The organism is Catenulispora pinistramenti, assembly GCF_018274385.1.
GTDB classification, from domain to species: Bacteria; Actinomycetota; Actinomycetes; order Streptomycetales; family Catenulisporaceae; genus Catenulispora; species Catenulispora pinistramenti.
The window spans coordinates 17,038-31,957 of the sequence record NZ_JAAFYZ010000112.1 but is presented as its reverse complement, the minus strand read 5'-3'; the positions used below and the strand labels follow the sequence as shown (position 1 = coordinate 31,957).

General features: G+C 70.2%; 14 protein-coding genes. 5 read left to right on the top strand and 9 right to left on the bottom strand.

Features of this window, described 5'->3' with window-relative positions; genetic code table 11:
- A partial coding sequence (locus KGQ19_RS28000) for a SpoIIE family protein phosphatase (protein WP_212014096.1) occupies window positions 1-381 on the top strand: 381 nt, incomplete at its 5' end.
- A gap of 75 nt (window positions 382-456) precedes the next feature.
- On the opposite strand, the gene KGQ19_RS27995 is transcribed toward KGQ19_RS28000, so the two are convergent.
- The 5 genes from KGQ19_RS27995 to KGQ19_RS27975 all read right to left on the bottom strand — a co-directional run bounded on the left by KGQ19_RS27995 (window position 457) and on the right by KGQ19_RS27975 (window position 4,993).
- On the bottom strand, window positions 457-735 hold the full coding sequence (locus KGQ19_RS27995) for a hypothetical protein (RefSeq protein ID WP_212014088.1): 279 nt from the start codon (window positions 733-735) through the stop codon (window positions 457-459).
- Window positions 736-974: 239 nt separating this feature from the next.
- The gene (locus tag KGQ19_RS27990) at window positions 975-1,319 is read right to left on the bottom strand and encodes a hypothetical protein (protein ID WP_212014086.1); all 345 of its coding nucleotides are present in this window, start codon (window positions 1,317-1,319) and stop codon (window positions 975-977) included.
- The gene (locus KGQ19_RS27985) at window positions 1,316-3,013 is read right to left on the bottom strand and encodes a C2 family cysteine protease (RefSeq protein WP_212014084.1); all 1,698 of its coding nucleotides are present in this window, start codon (window positions 3,011-3,013) and stop codon (window positions 1,316-1,318) included. The genes KGQ19_RS27990 and KGQ19_RS27985 overlap by 4 nt, the downstream gene beginning before the upstream one ends.
- Entirely contained in the window at window positions 3,010-3,300 is a 291-nt protein-coding gene (locus tag KGQ19_RS27980) for a hypothetical protein (protein ID WP_212014082.1), read from the bottom strand. The genes KGQ19_RS27985 and KGQ19_RS27980 overlap by 4 nt, the downstream gene beginning before the upstream one ends.
- Window positions 3,301-3,487: 187 nt before the next feature.
- A complete protein-coding gene (locus KGQ19_RS27975; protein WP_212014081.1) occupies window positions 3,488-4,993 on the bottom strand; it encodes an ROK family protein in 1,506 nt (501 codons plus the stop codon).
- Between the two features lie 74 nt (window positions 4,994-5,067).
- Here KGQ19_RS27975 and xylA point away from each other — a divergent pair, with 74 nt between their 5' ends.
- Both xylA and xylB read left to right on the top strand, forming a co-directional pair.
- Window positions 5,068-6,237: a xylose isomerase gene (gene xylA, locus KGQ19_RS27970; RefSeq protein WP_212014073.1), complete on the top strand. Its 1,170-nt coding sequence runs from the start codon at window positions 5,068-5,070 to the stop codon at window positions 6,235-6,237.
- Window positions 6,234-7,616 (top strand): xylulokinase, encoded by a 1,383-nt coding sequence (gene xylB / locus KGQ19_RS27965; protein WP_212014071.1) that lies wholly within the window; start codon window positions 6,234-6,236, stop codon window positions 7,614-7,616. The genes xylA and xylB overlap by 4 nt, the downstream gene beginning before the upstream one ends.
- Window positions 7,617-7,691: 75 nt before the next feature.
- On the opposite strand, the gene KGQ19_RS27960 is transcribed toward xylB, so the two are convergent.
- A complete protein-coding gene (locus KGQ19_RS27960) occupies window positions 7,692-9,197 on the bottom strand; it encodes a cellulose binding domain-containing protein (RefSeq protein ID WP_230419552.1) in 1,506 nt (501 codons plus the stop codon).
- A 280-nt stretch (window positions 9,198-9,477) separates the two neighbouring features.
- On the opposite strand from KGQ19_RS27960, the gene KGQ19_RS27955 reads away from it, so the two are divergent.
- Both KGQ19_RS27955 and KGQ19_RS27950 read left to right on the top strand, forming a co-directional pair.
- Complete coding sequence (locus KGQ19_RS27955; protein WP_212014060.1) at window positions 9,478-10,473, top strand: LacI family DNA-binding transcriptional regulator; 996 nt, start codon at window positions 9,478-9,480, stop codon at window positions 10,471-10,473.
- Window positions 10,474-10,548: 75 nt separating this feature from the next.
- The gene (locus KGQ19_RS27950) at window positions 10,549-12,402 is read left to right on the top strand and encodes a glycoside hydrolase family 6 protein (protein WP_230419551.1); all 1,854 of its coding nucleotides are present in this window, start codon (window positions 10,549-10,551) and stop codon (window positions 12,400-12,402) included.
- A 147-nt stretch (window positions 12,403-12,549) separates the two neighbouring features.
- On the opposite strand, the gene KGQ19_RS27945 is transcribed toward KGQ19_RS27950, so the two are convergent.
- The 3 genes from KGQ19_RS27945 to KGQ19_RS27935 all read right to left on the bottom strand — a co-directional run bounded on the left by KGQ19_RS27945 (window position 12,550) and on the right by KGQ19_RS27935 (window position 14,813).
- Window positions 12,550-13,017 carry a hypothetical protein gene (locus KGQ19_RS27945; RefSeq protein ID WP_212014058.1) on the bottom strand — a complete coding sequence of 156 codons (468 nt, stop codon included), beginning with the start codon at window positions 13,015-13,017 and terminating at the stop codon, window positions 12,550-12,552.
- A gap of 375 nt (window positions 13,018-13,392) precedes the next feature.
- Complete coding sequence (locus KGQ19_RS27940; RefSeq protein ID WP_212014056.1) at window positions 13,393-14,568, bottom strand: DUF1266 domain-containing protein; 1,176 nt, start codon at window positions 14,566-14,568, stop codon at window positions 13,393-13,395.
- A gap of 26 nt (window positions 14,569-14,594) precedes the next feature.
- Window positions 14,595-14,813, bottom strand: a complete 219-nt coding sequence (locus KGQ19_RS27935) for a DUF7489 domain-containing protein (RefSeq protein WP_212014055.1) — start codon at window positions 14,811-14,813, stop codon at window positions 14,595-14,597.
- Window positions 14,814-14,920 lie beyond the last annotated feature (107 nt).

Genomic DNA, 14,920 nt, shown 5'->3' with positions numbered 1-14,920 from the left:
CCACTGGGCCTGGCCGACTTCGCCGACGGCCGCGACGAAGTCTGGGAGACCGAACTCGCCCCCGACGCCACCCTGCTGCTGATGACCGACGGCGTCACCGAAGCCCGCGACCGCGACGGGACGTTCTACGACCCGATCGCCCGCCTGACCGGCTCCATCTCCACCGCTGCCACCGCCGAGTCCGCCTCGGTCGCGGTCGTTTCGAGCGCTCGGCCGGCGTCTCTAGTCCGACAACTACGCCGGGACATCAAACGCCACACCGCCGGCCGGCCCCGCGACGACATGATGATCGTGGCAGTGAGTCGGGCGCCGGAACCGACGGCCCATCCGGACCGCCGGCCACGTCCCCGCGCCCAGCCCGTGCCGAAGCGCTGGCAATGACCCGAGCGCTGGCAATGACCTGAGCAGTGGCAATGACCCCGAGCAGTGCTAATGACCCCAAGCAGCGCCAATGACCTAAGCGCTGGTGATCACCGCGTCCAGCGCGTCGTTCTTGTCGTCCGACATCCACCACAACTTCTCGACCCGCACCGTCAGCCCCACATCCGTGAAGCTGTCACCGGCCCCGACCAGATGGATCACACATTTGTCCAACTGAGCCCGCGGATCGATCCCGGTGGTGGCGAACGGACAGATCCGCACCTGCATCCGCTTCGGGTTGTCCTGCCGCGAGTCGGGGTCGATCAGCAGCCCGACCTTGGCGCCGCTCGCATCCTTGACCACGAGCGAGGGCACGTCCGGCACCGAGCAGCTGCCCCGGGGACACGGCGCGTGGAACCCGGGCGCGGGCAGAACGCGGTACTCGTTCGGTGCGGTCGCCGAGAAGCTGGGCGGCTGCGAGCCGCCGCCGCTTCCGCCGCTTCCCCCGGTTCCGCCGCCTGCCCCACCGCCAGTGCTCTTAGATGCGCACCCTGACACGGCTATGACCGCCGCGCCGCACAACCCCACGACCGCGAGAATCCTCGCACCCTTGTTCACGACGCCCCCACCACCGGCTCGTCCCGGAAGGCGATGTGCCCCACCGGATCGGAGTAGCCCCTGTCCAAGCCCCCGTCCGAGCCCCCCGCCGGCGCCGCCACCACCTCCGTGATGGTCAGTCGCCGCGACCCGGCCCCGATCACGTCCCCGGGCCGCGCCGTGACCTGGAACTCGGCGAACGCGCCGGTCCCGGACAGGTCCCGCAGGACCAGCCGCACCGCCGGGTGCGCCGGATCCGGATTGATACTGATGATCCCCATTCCGATCCCGTCGCGCACGTACTGCGCACGCTGGGGGAGCAGGTTGTCAGGGGTCTGGGTATGGTTCACCATCGCTGTCACGGCCTCACCGTCGTCACGCCGATCTCCCGGCAGTACGTCTGCCACTCGCCTTCCGTCAGAGTGACCTTCCCGATTGACTGATTGTGATCATTTTGCGCGCCGACACCCCACGGGTTGAGCAGCGTGATGGTCGGCGGGTGGGAGTTCATGTTCACGCTCTCCACCGAGTACTCGTGCCCGCTGACCAGCTTCCCGTTGTCGATGTATTCGCCGTCCCCGCTCCACCACAGGAACCCGCTGTCCTTGCGGGTCCCGGTGGTCACCGCGCGCCCGCTGTGGATCATCTGCGAGATCTGGCCGAGGCTGGAGTCGTCCGGGTCGATGCGCTGCGTGGCCTGGCCGGTCAGCTCGTGCAGGCCCTGGTCGCCCCACCCGCCGTCGATGTTGCCGTAGCCGCCCTTGTACTGCGCGAACGCCTTCTCGTAGATGGCGACCCACTGCGTGTTCGTGGGGTGCGCGTACGCGGTGCCGTTTCCGTTGTCGTAGACCGGGAGCCGGCCGTCGACGGTGACGTGTGTCGGCTGTCCGTTGTTGTAGAAGGTGACGGTGTAGGTGCCGTTCGGGTTCTGGATGATCCGCGACTGGAAGAAGTTCGGATCGCGCTCGGCGATGGCCGCGGCCGAGGACAGGAACCAGCAGTCGCCGTCGTCGCCCTGCTGGAGGTCGTGCTCGATGTCCACGCCGTTCGGCCCGAACAGCGGACCGTTCTGCTGCTCCCAGTGCAGCCCGCTGCCGATGTACTGCGTGTGCCAGTCCGGCTCGACGCTCGGCATGTCCTGCTGCACCAGGGCTATCGTGCTCTGGCTGGAGTCGGCGAGCAGCAGGTTGGCCCACTGCACGCGGTTGTCGTTGCTGCCCTCCCGGCCGATGGCAGCGTCCAGGGCCTGCCGTTCCTGCGGCGTCATCATCGCCAGCAGCGCGTCGACCTCGGCCGGGGTCATGCCGCTGAGCTTCGCGTAGGCCTCCAGACCGCCGAGGGGCAACCCGGGCACGCCCGGCATCGGGCCCGCGGTGCTGTCGTTCAAGTGCTGGTTCAGCCAGGCGATGGCGTCGATGATCTTCTGCGGGTCGACCGTGCTCGGCTTCACGTCGTTGCCCAGGTACTCCAGGCCGCCGAGGTCGGACAGCTGGCCGCCGTTGCCCACGAACGTGGAGTTGAAGTTGGCGTAGCGGGAGTCGGACAGGGCCCGTGCCACCTGCCGCAGGTCGCTCTCAGCGGCCTGGATCACCCCGTCGCACGCCTTCATGGCGTTGTCGTGGCTGGTGGTGGCGTTCTCCGCAGCCGTGGAGAGCTGGATCCGCAGGCCGGTGAACGGAGTGTCGATCTTGGTCGGGTCCTTGATCGCCTGGGCCTGGAGGTCGGCCTGGAGCTTGGCGAAGGCGTCCTTGCCGGTGCGGATCTGGCCGGCGAAGGACCGCACCGCGTCGGCGGACGTCCCATAGGCGTAGATCATCTGGGCCAGCAGGTTCGGCACCGGATCAAGGGTCTGACGGAACGCGTCCCCGCTCGCCCCGAGCCACTGGTTCAGCGCCGGGTCGTCGATCAGGCCCAGAATGCCCGCCCGCACCTGGTTGCTCTGGTTCTCACGATCGGTCAGGCGCGCGGCGATGCCGTCGTAATCAGAGGGCTCCTCGGGCCACGGGTTGTAGCTGGGCAGGGTAGTGGTGCCGTTGCCGGGGGTGGGCTCCCTCATTTGGGCACCGGCCCGCCGTGGACGTTCTTCGCCTGCTGTGCCAACTGCGCGTCGGCCTTCTGGGCCGCGGCTGCCGCGGTGTCCGACAGCGATGCCAGGGTATTGAGATAGTTGGACAGGCCGTCACCGCACGACTTGTCGGTCGAGCTGAGCATCCCCAGGTCGTCGTTCAGCAGGTCGGTGCACACCGCCGTGGGATGTATCGGCTGGGAGAAATCCCCCATCAGGTTTCTGAGAGTGCCGGCGAAGCCGGTCAGGGCCTCGCTGTTCAGCGCCAGATCAGCCATGTGTTCCCCCGCATAGTTCATCCCCCGCCAAGTCGGGCCCATCGTAGAGCGCGCGAGCTCATTGTTCGACGCGCGCGCAGGGACCGGTCCCCGGCGGTGATGCGGCGGTGATGTGGTGGTGATGCGGCGGTGATGTGGTGGTGATGCGGCGGTGATGTGGTGGTGGTCCGGCGGTGGTGCGGAGCGGTCAGGCGGTCAGCGCCGCCGACATCCACGCGGCCGGATCGGCGTGCACGCGCCGCACGACGGCGGTCGCCGCGCCGGTCACCGCGGCCGCCGTACCGCGCCGGGAGACGTGGACGGTGACCGGGGCCCAGCGGGCCGAGATCACGTGCTCGGCCAATGCTTTCCGCACGCCGGGAACCAGGGCGGCGAACTCCGGTCGGGCGTAGACGCCGCCGAGGACGACCGCCGGCAAGTCCAGGAGGTTGACGGCGGCTGCCGCCGCGCGGCCCAGGCCCGGGGCGGCAGCTTCGGGACCGTCGCGGTGCAGGGCTTCGAGGCCTGCGACGGTCTCCAGACAGCCGCGGGCGCCGCAGCGGCACAGGGCGCCGTCCGGCTCGACGGTGATGTGGCCGATCTCGCCGGCCCAGCCGCGGGCGCCCCGGAAGAGTTCGCGGCCGAGGATGACGCCCGCGCCGACGCCGATCTCGCCGGAGACGTAGAGGAAGTCGGTGAGAGGGATCGGCGGCTCGACAGAAGCAGTACCGGAAGCGTCATCAGCGGTTTGCGTCCCGAGCGCGGCGCGCGCCGCGGGGTCGACGACCGTATCAGGGCCCGCATGCGCCTCGGCGAGGGCCGCGAAGTCCGCTTCGTTGCCGATCATCGGCTCGAACGGGGTGTCCGGCAGCACCCGGCGCAGCTCGGTGCCGATCTCAAAGTCCTGCCACGCCAGGTTCGGGGCCCGCCGGATCCGGCCGTGCGGATTCTCGACCAGACCGGGGACCGCGACCGCCGCGCCCGCGATGCCCAGCCCGGCCTCGGCCGTGGCGTCGGCACCGAGCACGGCCAGATCGGCGAGCACGTCGGACACCGCTCGGTCGCGCTGGTCGCCGTGCCGGATGACGGTGCTGCGGACCGCGCCGGTCAGGTCCACGACACACGCCGCGAGGTAGTCCACGTTGATCTCCAGGCCCAGTCCCGCCGGGCCGCCGGCCGCCGGCACCAGCCCGGCGGCCGGTCGGCCCGCGCCGGTGGCCGGCGGCGGCGACACCTCGGTGATCAGGTCCGCTTCCAGCAGCGTGTCGGCCAGCGTCGAGGCGGTCGCGCGGGTCACGCCGGTGGCGGCGGCCAGGGACGCGCGGGAGATCGGGGCCGGGGCGTCCAGGATCAGCCGGTACAGCAGCGCCAGGTTGGCGTTGCGGATGCTGGCCTGGCGCGCCGGGTTGGGGACGGCGCGGCCGGTGGGACCTGAGTGGCCGGAGTTGCCGATCGGGCCGGGCCGGCTGACGGGACCGGCGGAACCGACTGGCGTCGCGGGACTGGCCGGCTCGGCGGCATCCCCGGCCGGAGCGGCGGCGGCAGCACTCCCGACCGGCGCCGCGGGGCCGGCCGGGTCGGTAGCACTCCCGACTGGGGAGGCGGCGGCAGCACTCCCGACCGGAGTGGCGGCAGCGCCGTCTGCCGGGCCGGCTCCCGGGCCGTCTCCGGTGGCGTCGGTCGCGTGGCTGGTGCGGCTGGTGGGCGCGGGCATGCCTTGACAATGCCACAGCCGGTCCATAAGTTCATCCATTAAACAATTCCCCTCAGCGTGCCCAGGAGTCCGCGATGACCGCAACACCGTCGCCCGCCGACAAGTTCACCTTCGGTCTGTGGACCGTGGGCTGGCAGGCCCGCGATCCCTTCGGGGACGCCACCCGGCCCGCGCTGGACCCGGTGGAGACCGTGCACCGGCTGGCCGAGCTCGGCGCCTACGGCGTCACCTTCCACGACGACGACCTGATCCCCTTCGGCGCGGGCGAGGACGAGCGCGCCAAGCACATCGCGCGGTTCCGCGAAGCGCTGGACGCCACCGGCCTGAAGGTGCCGATGGCCACCACCAACCTGTTCACCCACCCGGTGTTCAAGGACGGCGCCTTCACCAGCAACGACCGCGACATCCGCCGCTACGCGCTGCGCAAGGTCATGCGCAACCTGGACCTGGCCGCCGAGCTCGGCGCCGACACCTATGTGTTCTGGGGCGGCCGCGAGGGCTCGGAGTCCGAGGCGGCCAAGGACGTCCGCTCGGCGCTGGACCGCTACCGCGAGGGCCTGGACATGCTGGCCGCCTACGTCACCGACCGCGGCTACGACATCCGCTTCGCCCTGGAGCCCAAGCCGAACGAGCCGCGCGGCGACATCCTGCTGCCGACCATCGGACACGCCCTGGCCTTCATCAGCACCCTGGAACACCACGAGATGGTCGGCGTGAACCCGGAGGTCGGGCACGAGCAGATGGCCGGCCTGAACTTCGCCCACGGCATCGCGCAGGCGCTGTGGCAGGGCAAGCTCTTCCACCTCGACCTCAACGGCCAGCGCGGCCCCAAGTTCGACCAGGACCTGGTCTTCGGGCACGGCGACCTGCTCAACGCCTTCTTCCTGGTGGACCTGCTGGAGAACGGCGGCTACGAGGGCCCGCGCCACTTCGACTACAAGCCGGCCCGTACCGAGGACATCGCGGGGGTCTGGCAGTCCGCCGCCGCCAACATGCGCACCTACCTGCTGCTCAAGGAGCGCGTCGCGGCCTTCAACGCCGACCCCGAAGTCGCCCGGGCGCGTGCGGCGGCCCGCGTGGAGCAGATGGCGACGCCGACGCTGGCCGCCGGCGAGACCTACGCCGACCTGCTGGCCGACCGCTCCGCCTACGAGGATTTCGACCCGGAGGAGGCCGCCGACCGCGGTCTGGGCGCGGTCCGCCTCACCCAGCTCGCCGTGGAGCACCTGATGGGCGCCCGGTGAGGCTGGTCGCCGGCGTCGATTCCTCGACGCAGTCGTGCAAGGTCGTGATCCGCCAGGCGGAGAGCGGGACCCTGGTGAGACAGGGTTCTGCTCCCCACCCCGCCGGCACCGAGGTGGACCCCGAGGCGTGGTGGCGGGCGCTGCACGCGGCCTTCGCCGACGCCGGCGGCCTGGACGACGTCGAGGCGCTGGCGATCGGCGGCCAGCAGCACGGCATGGTCTGCCTGGACGAGGCCGGCCAGGTGGTGCGGCCCGCGTTGTTGTGGAACGACACGCGGTCCGCGCCGGCGGCCGACGATCTGGTGCGCGAACTCGGCGCCGAAGCCTGGGCCCGGGCGGTCGGCTCGGTCCCGGTCGCCGCGTTCACCGCGACCAAGCTCCGCTGGCTCGCCGAGCACGAACCCGAGAACGCGGCACGGGTCGCGGCCGTGTGTCTCCCCCACGACTGGCTGACCTGGCGGCTGCGCGGCAGCACGGATATCAGTGAGCTGACCACCGACCGCAGCGACGCGTCGGGTACCGGCTACTGGTCGCCGAGCACCGGGGAGTACCGGCGCGACCTGCTGCGCCTGGCGTTCGGCCGCGACATCGCGGTCCCGCGCGTGGCCGACGTGCGGGAAGCGGTCGGCCGATTCGGCGACATCGCCCTGGCCCCCGGCGCCGGTGACAACGCGGCGGCGGCCCTGGGACTGGGCGCCCGCGTCGGCGACGTCGTGGTGTCGATCGGCACCTCGGGCACCGTCTTCGCGGTCTGCGACACCCCGACCGCCGAGGCCACCGGCACCGTCGCCGGCTTCGCCGACGCCACCGGCCGGTTCCTGCCGCTGGTCTGCACGCTCAACGCCGCCCGCGTCCTGGACGCCGGCGCGGCGATGGCCCGCACCGATCTCGACGGCCTGTCCGAGCTCGCGCTGTCCGCACCGCCCGGCGCCGACGGCCTCACCCTGATCCCGTACCTCGAAGGGGAGCGCACGCCCAACCTGCCCGACGCGGCGGGCTCGATCCACGGCCTGCGCCTGGCCAACGCCACCGCCGCCCACCTGGCGCGCGCGGCCGTCGAGGGCATGCTGTGCGGCCTGGCCGACGGCCTGGACGCGCTGACCGAACTCGGCGTCCCGGTCCAGCGCGTCGTGCTGATCGGCGGCGGCGCGCGTTCTGAGGCGGTCCGCACCATCGCCCCGGCGATCCTCGGGCACTCGGTGGCCGTTCCCCCGCCGGGCGAATACGTCGCCGACGGCGCCGCGGCCCAAGCCGGCTGGGCCCTGTCCGGTACGGACGAGCCGCCGCGCCACGTGACCCAGGGCACTGAGACGTACGATGCCGAACCGCTCCCGGAACTCCGCGAGCGCTACCACGAGTTTCGCGATCGCGCCGCCTGACCGGCGCGGACGCGAATCATCGCCCGGTGCCGCCGGTGTGAGGGTCGGCGGTACCGGGCGCTCCAACGCTGCGACTCAGAACGTGGCCAGGTGTGCCTTGTACCCGGCGCCGTACGCCGTCGGGGTCCCGTCGTAGGCGCTGATCAACGAAGGACCCTGCGAACAGTCCCAGGTGTTCCAGGTCCAGGCCGAGTACCCGGTCTGGTGACCGTCCAGCCACGCCATCAGGGTGTCGATGTACGAGTGCCCGCAGTCGTTCTCGCCGATCTCCCCGGCGATCACCGGCACCTGCGCCAGCACCGGCGCGACCTGCGAGTCCCAGCACGACGAGGACGAGCACGAGTTGAAGTTGTACGAGTGCCACGACGCCGCCAGGTCGTGCAGCGGATCCGTCGGCTCGTGCGCCAGCCACTGGCTCAGGTCGTTCGAATACGCCACCCCGCCGAGCATCAGGACGTTCCTCGCCCCGGCCCCGCGTACCGCGTCGACCAGTGACTGCATCCCGGCGACCTGATAGCCGATCCCCGTGCAGGTGCCGCCGTTCTGCCAGCACGACCAGCCCGCCGCGGAGTCGAAGCCGGCCGCGAAGTCCGGGTAGGGCTCGTTGAAGAGGTCGAAGATGGTCGAGTCGTCACCCTTGAACGCGCCGGCCACCGAGGACCAGAACGCCGGAGCGTTCGCCGCGTCCGGCATCGGCTTCTGGCAGGTCGCCGTGGCGACCGAGCAGGCCGAGGACTGGCCGGTGTAGACGCCGTCGGTCCAGTGCAGGTCGAGGATGACGGCCAGACCGTGCTGATGCAGCAGGCTGACGAACCCCTCGATCGCACTCTGATACGCCGCGCCGGAGTACTGCGGCAGCACGTCCGACTCCCCGAGCCAGCAGTCCTCGTTCAGCGGCACCCGGACGATGTTCGCCTTCCACGAGGCGATCGCCGCGACCGACGCGTCGTCGACCGGGCCGTCGAAGATGCCCTTGCCCTGCACGCACGAGAACTCGGCGCCGGACCGGTTCACGCCGTGCGGGACGAACACCTTGCCGGTGCTGTCCACGAGCTGGTTGCCCGCGACGTGCAGCTGCGGGGCGCCGGTCGGCGGGGGAGTGGAGCTCGGAGTAGTACTCGGCGTCGTGCTGGGCGTGGTGCTCGGGGTCGAAGACGGCGAGGTCGCCCCGTTGCAGACGGTGCCGTTGACGCTGAACACGGTCGGCGCGGCGTTGGTCCCGCTGTAGGTGAAGTTGGCGCCGACGGCCGTACTCGATCCGGCTGCGACGGCACCGTTGTAGGAAGCGTTCGCGACGGTGACCGCCGGGCCGGACTGCGACCACGTGCCGTTCCATCCGCTCTGCAAGGTCTGGTTCCCGCCGTACGAATAGCCCAGCGTCCAGCCGCTCCACGCGCTGGTCCCGACGTTGGCGATCGTGACGTTCGCCGTGAACCCGGTACCCCAGTCGCTGCTGACTGTGTACGTGACCTGACACGCCACCGCGGTCGCGGCGCTCGCGGTCCCCGGTACCAGCACCGCGGCGGTCGCCGAACCCGCCGCCAACGCCACACCGGCCACCGCCCCGAGTGCCGCTCTCATCCTTCCGGACATAAGCCTCCTTCATCGCTCCGAAGCATCGCGCGGAACGTAGGAACGCATTCGGCGACAGCGCAAGGTAACGACCACGAAACCCCAGGACGCCACACCCCGCGCCGTGAAACTTTCATGCCGCCGCCGTTGTCCGCACCTACCGGCGCGGCGTCCTCTTGACAAGTTCGACCGCTGAGACGAACTTGCATGAGAGCGCTCTCACGCACCATCCGTGAGCCGTCCGACACCCGGTGTTCATCCCGTCCCCCACGAGTCGGAGAACTTTGAGATGACGCGCCCCACCCTCGCCGACGTCGCCGCGCTGGCCGGCGTCTCCCCGGCCACCGCCTCGCGCGTACTGAACGGCACCGCCGGGGTCAGCGGCAGCGCCCGCGCCGGTGTACACGAAGCGGTCTCGCGGCTGTCCTACGTCCGGCAGCGCGCGCGGGCCACCCGCCGGGCGCGGGTCAGCTCGATCGCCGCGGTGGTCTGCGAGGACGGCGTACGGCTGTTCGCGGACACGTTCTTCTCCCGGATCCTGCTGGGCGCCGGACAGGCCCTGCGCACCGGCGACATCCAGCTGGTGCTGCTCGTCGTGCGCGGTCCGGCCGATCACGGCTCGGTCGAGCGCTACCTGTCCAAGGGGCTCGCCGACGGCGTTCTCCTTATCAGCGCACACGATCGGGACCCGCTGGTACCCATGCTGCGGGCCATGCGGGTGCCGACGGTCGCCGCCGGCCGGCCGATGACGCCGCAGTTGCTGCCGTACGTGGACGCCGACAACCGCGGCGGCGCGCGCGAGGCTGTCAGGCATCTGCTGAACTCCGGACGCCAGAAGGCCGTGTCCATCGCCGGGCCGCCGGACATGGCAGTCGGTGCCGACCGTCGCGACGGCTATCGCGACGCGATCGCCGAGTCCGGTGCCGAAGCCCATGTCGTCTACGGCGACTTCACCCCGACCTCCGGCGAGCACGCGATGCGCAGGCTCCTGGACCACCACCCCGATCTCGACGCGGTGTTCGCCGCGTCGGACCTGATGGCCCTGGGCGCCCTGCGCGCGCTGCGGCGGGCCGGCCGCCGGATCCCGGACGACGTCGCCGTCGTCGGGTTCGACGACGCTCCGCTGGCCCTGCACACCGACCCGCGCCTGACCACCGTCCGGCAGCCCGTGGAGGACATGGGAGAGGCGATGGCCCGGCACCTCACCAGGCGGCTCATCGGGGAGGCGGAGATGCCGCCGGCCACGGTGTTCCCCACCGAACTGGTGGTGCGCGACTCCGGCTGAGCGGCCGGCCGACCAACGATCGTCTGTCCCGTGCCACGGGACGGCTATATCGCCATGCCCATAAGGGAGAGGCACATGGAACAAGGCAAGGATCGCAAGGCTCGAAGAATCACCAGTGCGTTCGTGGCCGCCGGGATGACGCTCGGGGTGGCCGGCGGACTGGCCGCGCTCACCACGACCAGCTCGAACGCCGCCACCGCCGCCGGGTGCACCGCGGTGTACTCCACGACGTGGGACTCCGGGAGCGGGTTCGGGGCGCAGGTGGTCATCACCGATGACGGGCCGGCGTGGTCGAACTGGACGCTCAGCTACTCCTACGCCGGGAACCAGACGTTGCAGAACGGCTGGAACGGGACCTGGGCGCAGTCCGGGAACACGGTCACCGTCACCAACGCCGCCTACAACGGCGCGGTGGCCAGCGGCGGATCCGTGACGCCCGCGGGGAACTTCACGTACTCCGGGACGAACGCGGCGCCGACGTCATTCGCGGTCAACGGGATCACGTGCAGCGGCACGGTGCCGCCGACGACACCTTCCACGACACCTTCCACGACCCCCTCGACCACTCCGTCCACGCCCCCGACAACGCCCTCCACGACGCCGAGTACTTCGCCGTCGTCCCCGGGCGGCGGTACCGGCCACGTTGCCAATCCGTTCCTCGGCGCCACGTCGTATCTGAACCCTGACTACGCCGGCGAAGTCAACGCGCAGGTGGCCGCCGACCAGCCGTCGAACCCGACGCTGGCCGCGTCCGAGGCGAAGATGGCCGACTTCCCGACCGCGGTCTGGATGGACAAGATCGCGGCCATCACCGGCACCGGCGACAGCGTGCACCACGGTCTGCAGTGGCACCTGGACCAGGCGCTGACCCAGCAGCAGGCCGGGACGCCGATCACGCTCGAGGTCGTCATCTACGATCTGCCGGGCCGGGACTGCGCCGCACTGGCCTCCAACGGCGAGATCCCGGCGACCGCGGCCGGGCTGACCGAGTACGAGTCGCAGTACATCGACCCGATCTCCACGATCCTCGCCGATCCGAAGTACGCCGGGATCCGGATCGTCGCGATCGTCGAACCGGACTCGCTGCCGAACGCGGTCACCAACCAGAGCAAACCCGCGTGCGCCACGGCGACGCCGTTCTACGAGCAAGGGGTCGAATACGCACTGAACAAGCTGCACGCGATCCCGAACGTCTACAACTACGTGGACATCGCGCACTCGGCGTGGCTGGGCTGGTCCTCCAACATGGGCCCGGCCGCGCAGGAGTTCGCCAAGGTGGCCAAGGCGACCACGGCCGGCGTGGCCAGCGTCGACGGCTTCATCTCGGACACCGCGAACTACACCCCGACCACCGAGCCGTTCCTGCCGAACTCCACACTCCAGATCGGCGGCAACCCGCTGGACTCGGCGAAGTTCTACCAGTACAACCCGTACTTCGACGAGTATGACTACGACCAGGCCATGTACACCCAACTGGTCGGCCAGGGCTTCTCCCCGAACATCGGGATGCTCATCGACACCTCCCGCAACGGCTGGGGCGGCCCGAACCGGCCGACCGTACTGAACACCTCCCCGACGACCGTCGACACCTATGTCGCCGCCAACAAGGTGGACCAGCGCTCCTTCCGCGGCGACTGGTGCAACCAGAACGGCGCCGGCATCGGCGCGCGGCCCACGGTCCAGCCCTACGGTGCCGCCAACCACATCATCGCCTTCGTGTGGATCAAGCCGCCCGGTGAATCCGACGGCGACTACCCGACCGCCACCCACACCCACGGCGACCCGCACTGCGACCCGAACGGCACCAACACCGACGGCAACGGCGGCACGTACTCGACCGGCTCGATCCCCGGCTACGACGTACCGGCCGGCCAGTGGTTCGCCGCCGAGTTCCAGCAGGAGGTGACCAACGCCTACCCGGCGCTGTGAGCGCTGCGGGCGCTGAGGGGTTCGTGTACTGAGAAGCTCGTGTGCTGAGTCAGCTAGCCGGGTCCGACGAACTGCGCGTCGGACCCGGTCGGGCCTCGCAGCGACACTGCGAGGCCCGACTTACTCTCCGACCGAATCAGAGCTCGATCAGAACTGGAACGGACCCGGGCTCTGTGCCGAGGTCGCCGTGCAGGTCGCCGTGATGCCGAAGACCACGATGGTCATCGACTGCCCGCTCAGGGCGTCGCCGGAGGTGACGGTGCCGGTGAGCGGGCCGGTGGAGATGGGCTGGCCGGCGGTGATGGCGGGGTTGGAGCTGCCGGTGAAGGACACCGTCGCGCCGCTGGCGTCGCTCATCACGAGCGTGGAGTTGACCGAGTCCGCCCCGACGTTGATCGGGCTGGTGATCGCCGCGGTGGACACGGTGATGGTGGCCGAGGTGCCGTCCTGGGTCGCGGCCAGGGTGGCCGAGCCGGAACCGAAGGACCCGCAGTCGAACGAGAGGGTGGCGCTGTCGGGGGAGACCGCGCTGGCAGCCGGCGCCAGGACGAGGGCCCCGGTGACGGCCATGCCGGCGACGAGGGCGGTGCCTAGGCCGAGTTTGCCTTTGTGCATGGTTGTTCCCTTCCGGGTGGCGTGGAATGGGTGGTTCAGCCACGTCGCTGACCGCCGCGCGCTGGACGCACCACGCATCGGGGAGTCGCCGATGCACGTGTGGGCTCGACTCCAGTCCGGCGTCCGGGGCACGGAATCTAACGGATCTGACGGGTTGTCAGCGATCGGAACCGTTGTCCATTGATGCACCGGCGGCTTGAGATGACAAGGGATGAATTCATGATTCTTGGGATGAGGTGGGGGAAACAGATCAACAGGGTGGCATTTAGTGGTGATGATGGGTTTGGAGGGTCTGGGGGTGCTTGGCGGGATGAAGCGGTTTTGTGTTCGGGAGTGAGCGGTCGATGCCCGACGCCCGACGTCCGGGCCCGGCGCCTACCGCAGCGAAAGCCGCACCCAAGGGCTCGCGGGATCGCGCATCAGCACCCTGTGCCGCGTCAACGACTGCGCGTACAGCGTCTCGGCCCGCCCGGTCCGCCCCATCTGGATGACCCGCCCGATGATGTACGCGGCGGACAGCTGCCGCCAGTCCTCATAGGTCCGCCCACACAGCCGCCCCGCGTGCTGCACGATCTCCTGGCCGGCGGTGCGGTCCCAGTATCCGCACGCGTAGCCCTCGCGCGCCATGTTGATGCAGCGCGCCCAGTGGAAGACCGCCTGGGTCTGCACGATCCCGTCCGGCGGCAGCACCTCGTCGCGACGCATCCACGATTCGAGGCGCAGGATCCACTCCGCGATGTCGACCATATCCCGTCGCGTCTCCGGCATGGCGGCGTACCGGTCGCACCACGCGTTGACCGCCTCGGTCAGCGCGGCGGTATCAGTGTCCAGATCTTCAGTGGGGCGAACAGCCGCCCCGCTCTCCATGCGGATGCTGAACACGCTGTCCGCCGGCCACGGAAACTGCTCGCGGTCGAGCAGCTTGTCGATCTTGTTCTGCCACTCGACCGGCCCGGAGATGAACCACAGCTGCTTGTTGCGCCGGACGGTGTCCGGGTAGTCGACGTAGGGACGCTCCATGGTGTTCCAGGGCCGCCCGTTCGTCACCGACAGGTGCGCGTTGCACGCCAGTCCACGGGCCAACTCGCCGTCCTGCGGCTCGTTGGTCAGAACCCTGATCACGCCTTCCAGGTCGTGCAGATACAGCACGCGCTGCGGGTTCTGCTTCACCCAGGCCGCCGCCTCGCCGGCGTTCACGACCCGCTCCAGCGGCGTCCCGCCGTCGATCAGCAGCTGGATCGAGTCCCGCCGGGCGGCCACCTTCTGCACCCACTGCGGGAACATCAGCTTGTCCCAGTACGAGTTCTCCGGCGGCTGCTCCGGCAGGACGCCACGGGTGTAGACCGGCACCATCTGCTTCCGGCCGTGGCGGACCAGCGTGTAGTACGGGTCCTTGCGGAACCCGGTCTTGGCGCTCGCGTCGATCGGGCGCGCCACGAAGACGTCGGTGCGTGCCAGGGCCGCTATATACGCGTTCTTATCATCGCGCTGCTGCGCGTTCCATAGCTCCTGCTCCTCGACGGACGGAGCTGTCCAAACGATCGTCCCCATGAACAGCAGAGACTAGCGCTGCCCGGCTACATCTTCACCGGCTCTTCTCCGGCCCGCTTCACGACCCCGTCGCCTTCCTGCAGCGACTTCCACAGCTTGCGCCGCACCCGCACCCGCTTGGCCGTGCCGTCGGACAGCTGCACCTTGAGGAAGAAGACCATGCTCGACCCGTCGACCATCCCGCGCTTCTTGCCGATGACGACGCCCTGCCACGCCTCGTTCCGGCGGCTCTTACGCATGAACATGCCCGTCATAGTAGGCGCGATAGCAGGCACGTTCGCGGCGCCGGGCACGGCCCGGTCCCGGTCCGGCGCCGTCCCGCCGACTCAGCAGCCGTCAGCGGTGCCCACAG

Coding starts and splice junctions, on each gene's coding strand:
- KGQ19_RS27985 (WP_212014084.1), bottom strand. CDS start 3,013: ATGAGGGAGCCCACCCCCGGCAACGGCACCACTACCCTGCCCAGCTAC.
- KGQ19_RS27980 (WP_212014082.1), bottom strand. CDS start 3,300: ATGGCTGATCTGGCGCTGAACAGCGAGGCCCTGACCGGCTTCGCCGGC.
- KGQ19_RS27975 (WP_212014081.1), bottom strand. CDS start 4,993: ATGCCCGCGCCCACCAGCCGCACCAGCCACGCGACCGACGCCACCGGA.
- xylA (WP_212014073.1), top strand. CDS start 5,068: ATGACCGCAACACCGTCGCCCGCCGACAAGTTCACCTTCGGTCTGTGG.
- KGQ19_RS27960 (WP_230419552.1), bottom strand. CDS start 9,197: ATGAGAGCGGCACTCGGGGCGGTGGCCGGTGTGGCGTTGGCGGCGGGT.
- KGQ19_RS27955 (WP_212014060.1), top strand. CDS start 9,478: ATGACGCGCCCCACCCTCGCCGACGTCGCCGCGCTGGCCGGCGTCTCC.
- KGQ19_RS27950 (WP_230419551.1), top strand. CDS start 10,549: ATGGAACAAGGCAAGGATCGCAAGGCTCGAAGAATCACCAGTGCGTTC.
- KGQ19_RS27945 (WP_212014058.1), bottom strand. CDS start 13,017: ATGCACAAAGGCAAACTCGGCCTAGGCACCGCCCTCGTCGCCGGCATG.
- KGQ19_RS27940 (WP_212014056.1), bottom strand. CDS start 14,568: ATGGGGACGATCGTTTGGACAGCTCCGTCCGTCGAGGAGCAGGAGCTA.
- KGQ19_RS27935 (WP_212014055.1), bottom strand. CDS start 14,813: ATGTTCATGCGTAAGAGCCGCCGGAACGAGGCGTGGCAGGGCGTCGTC.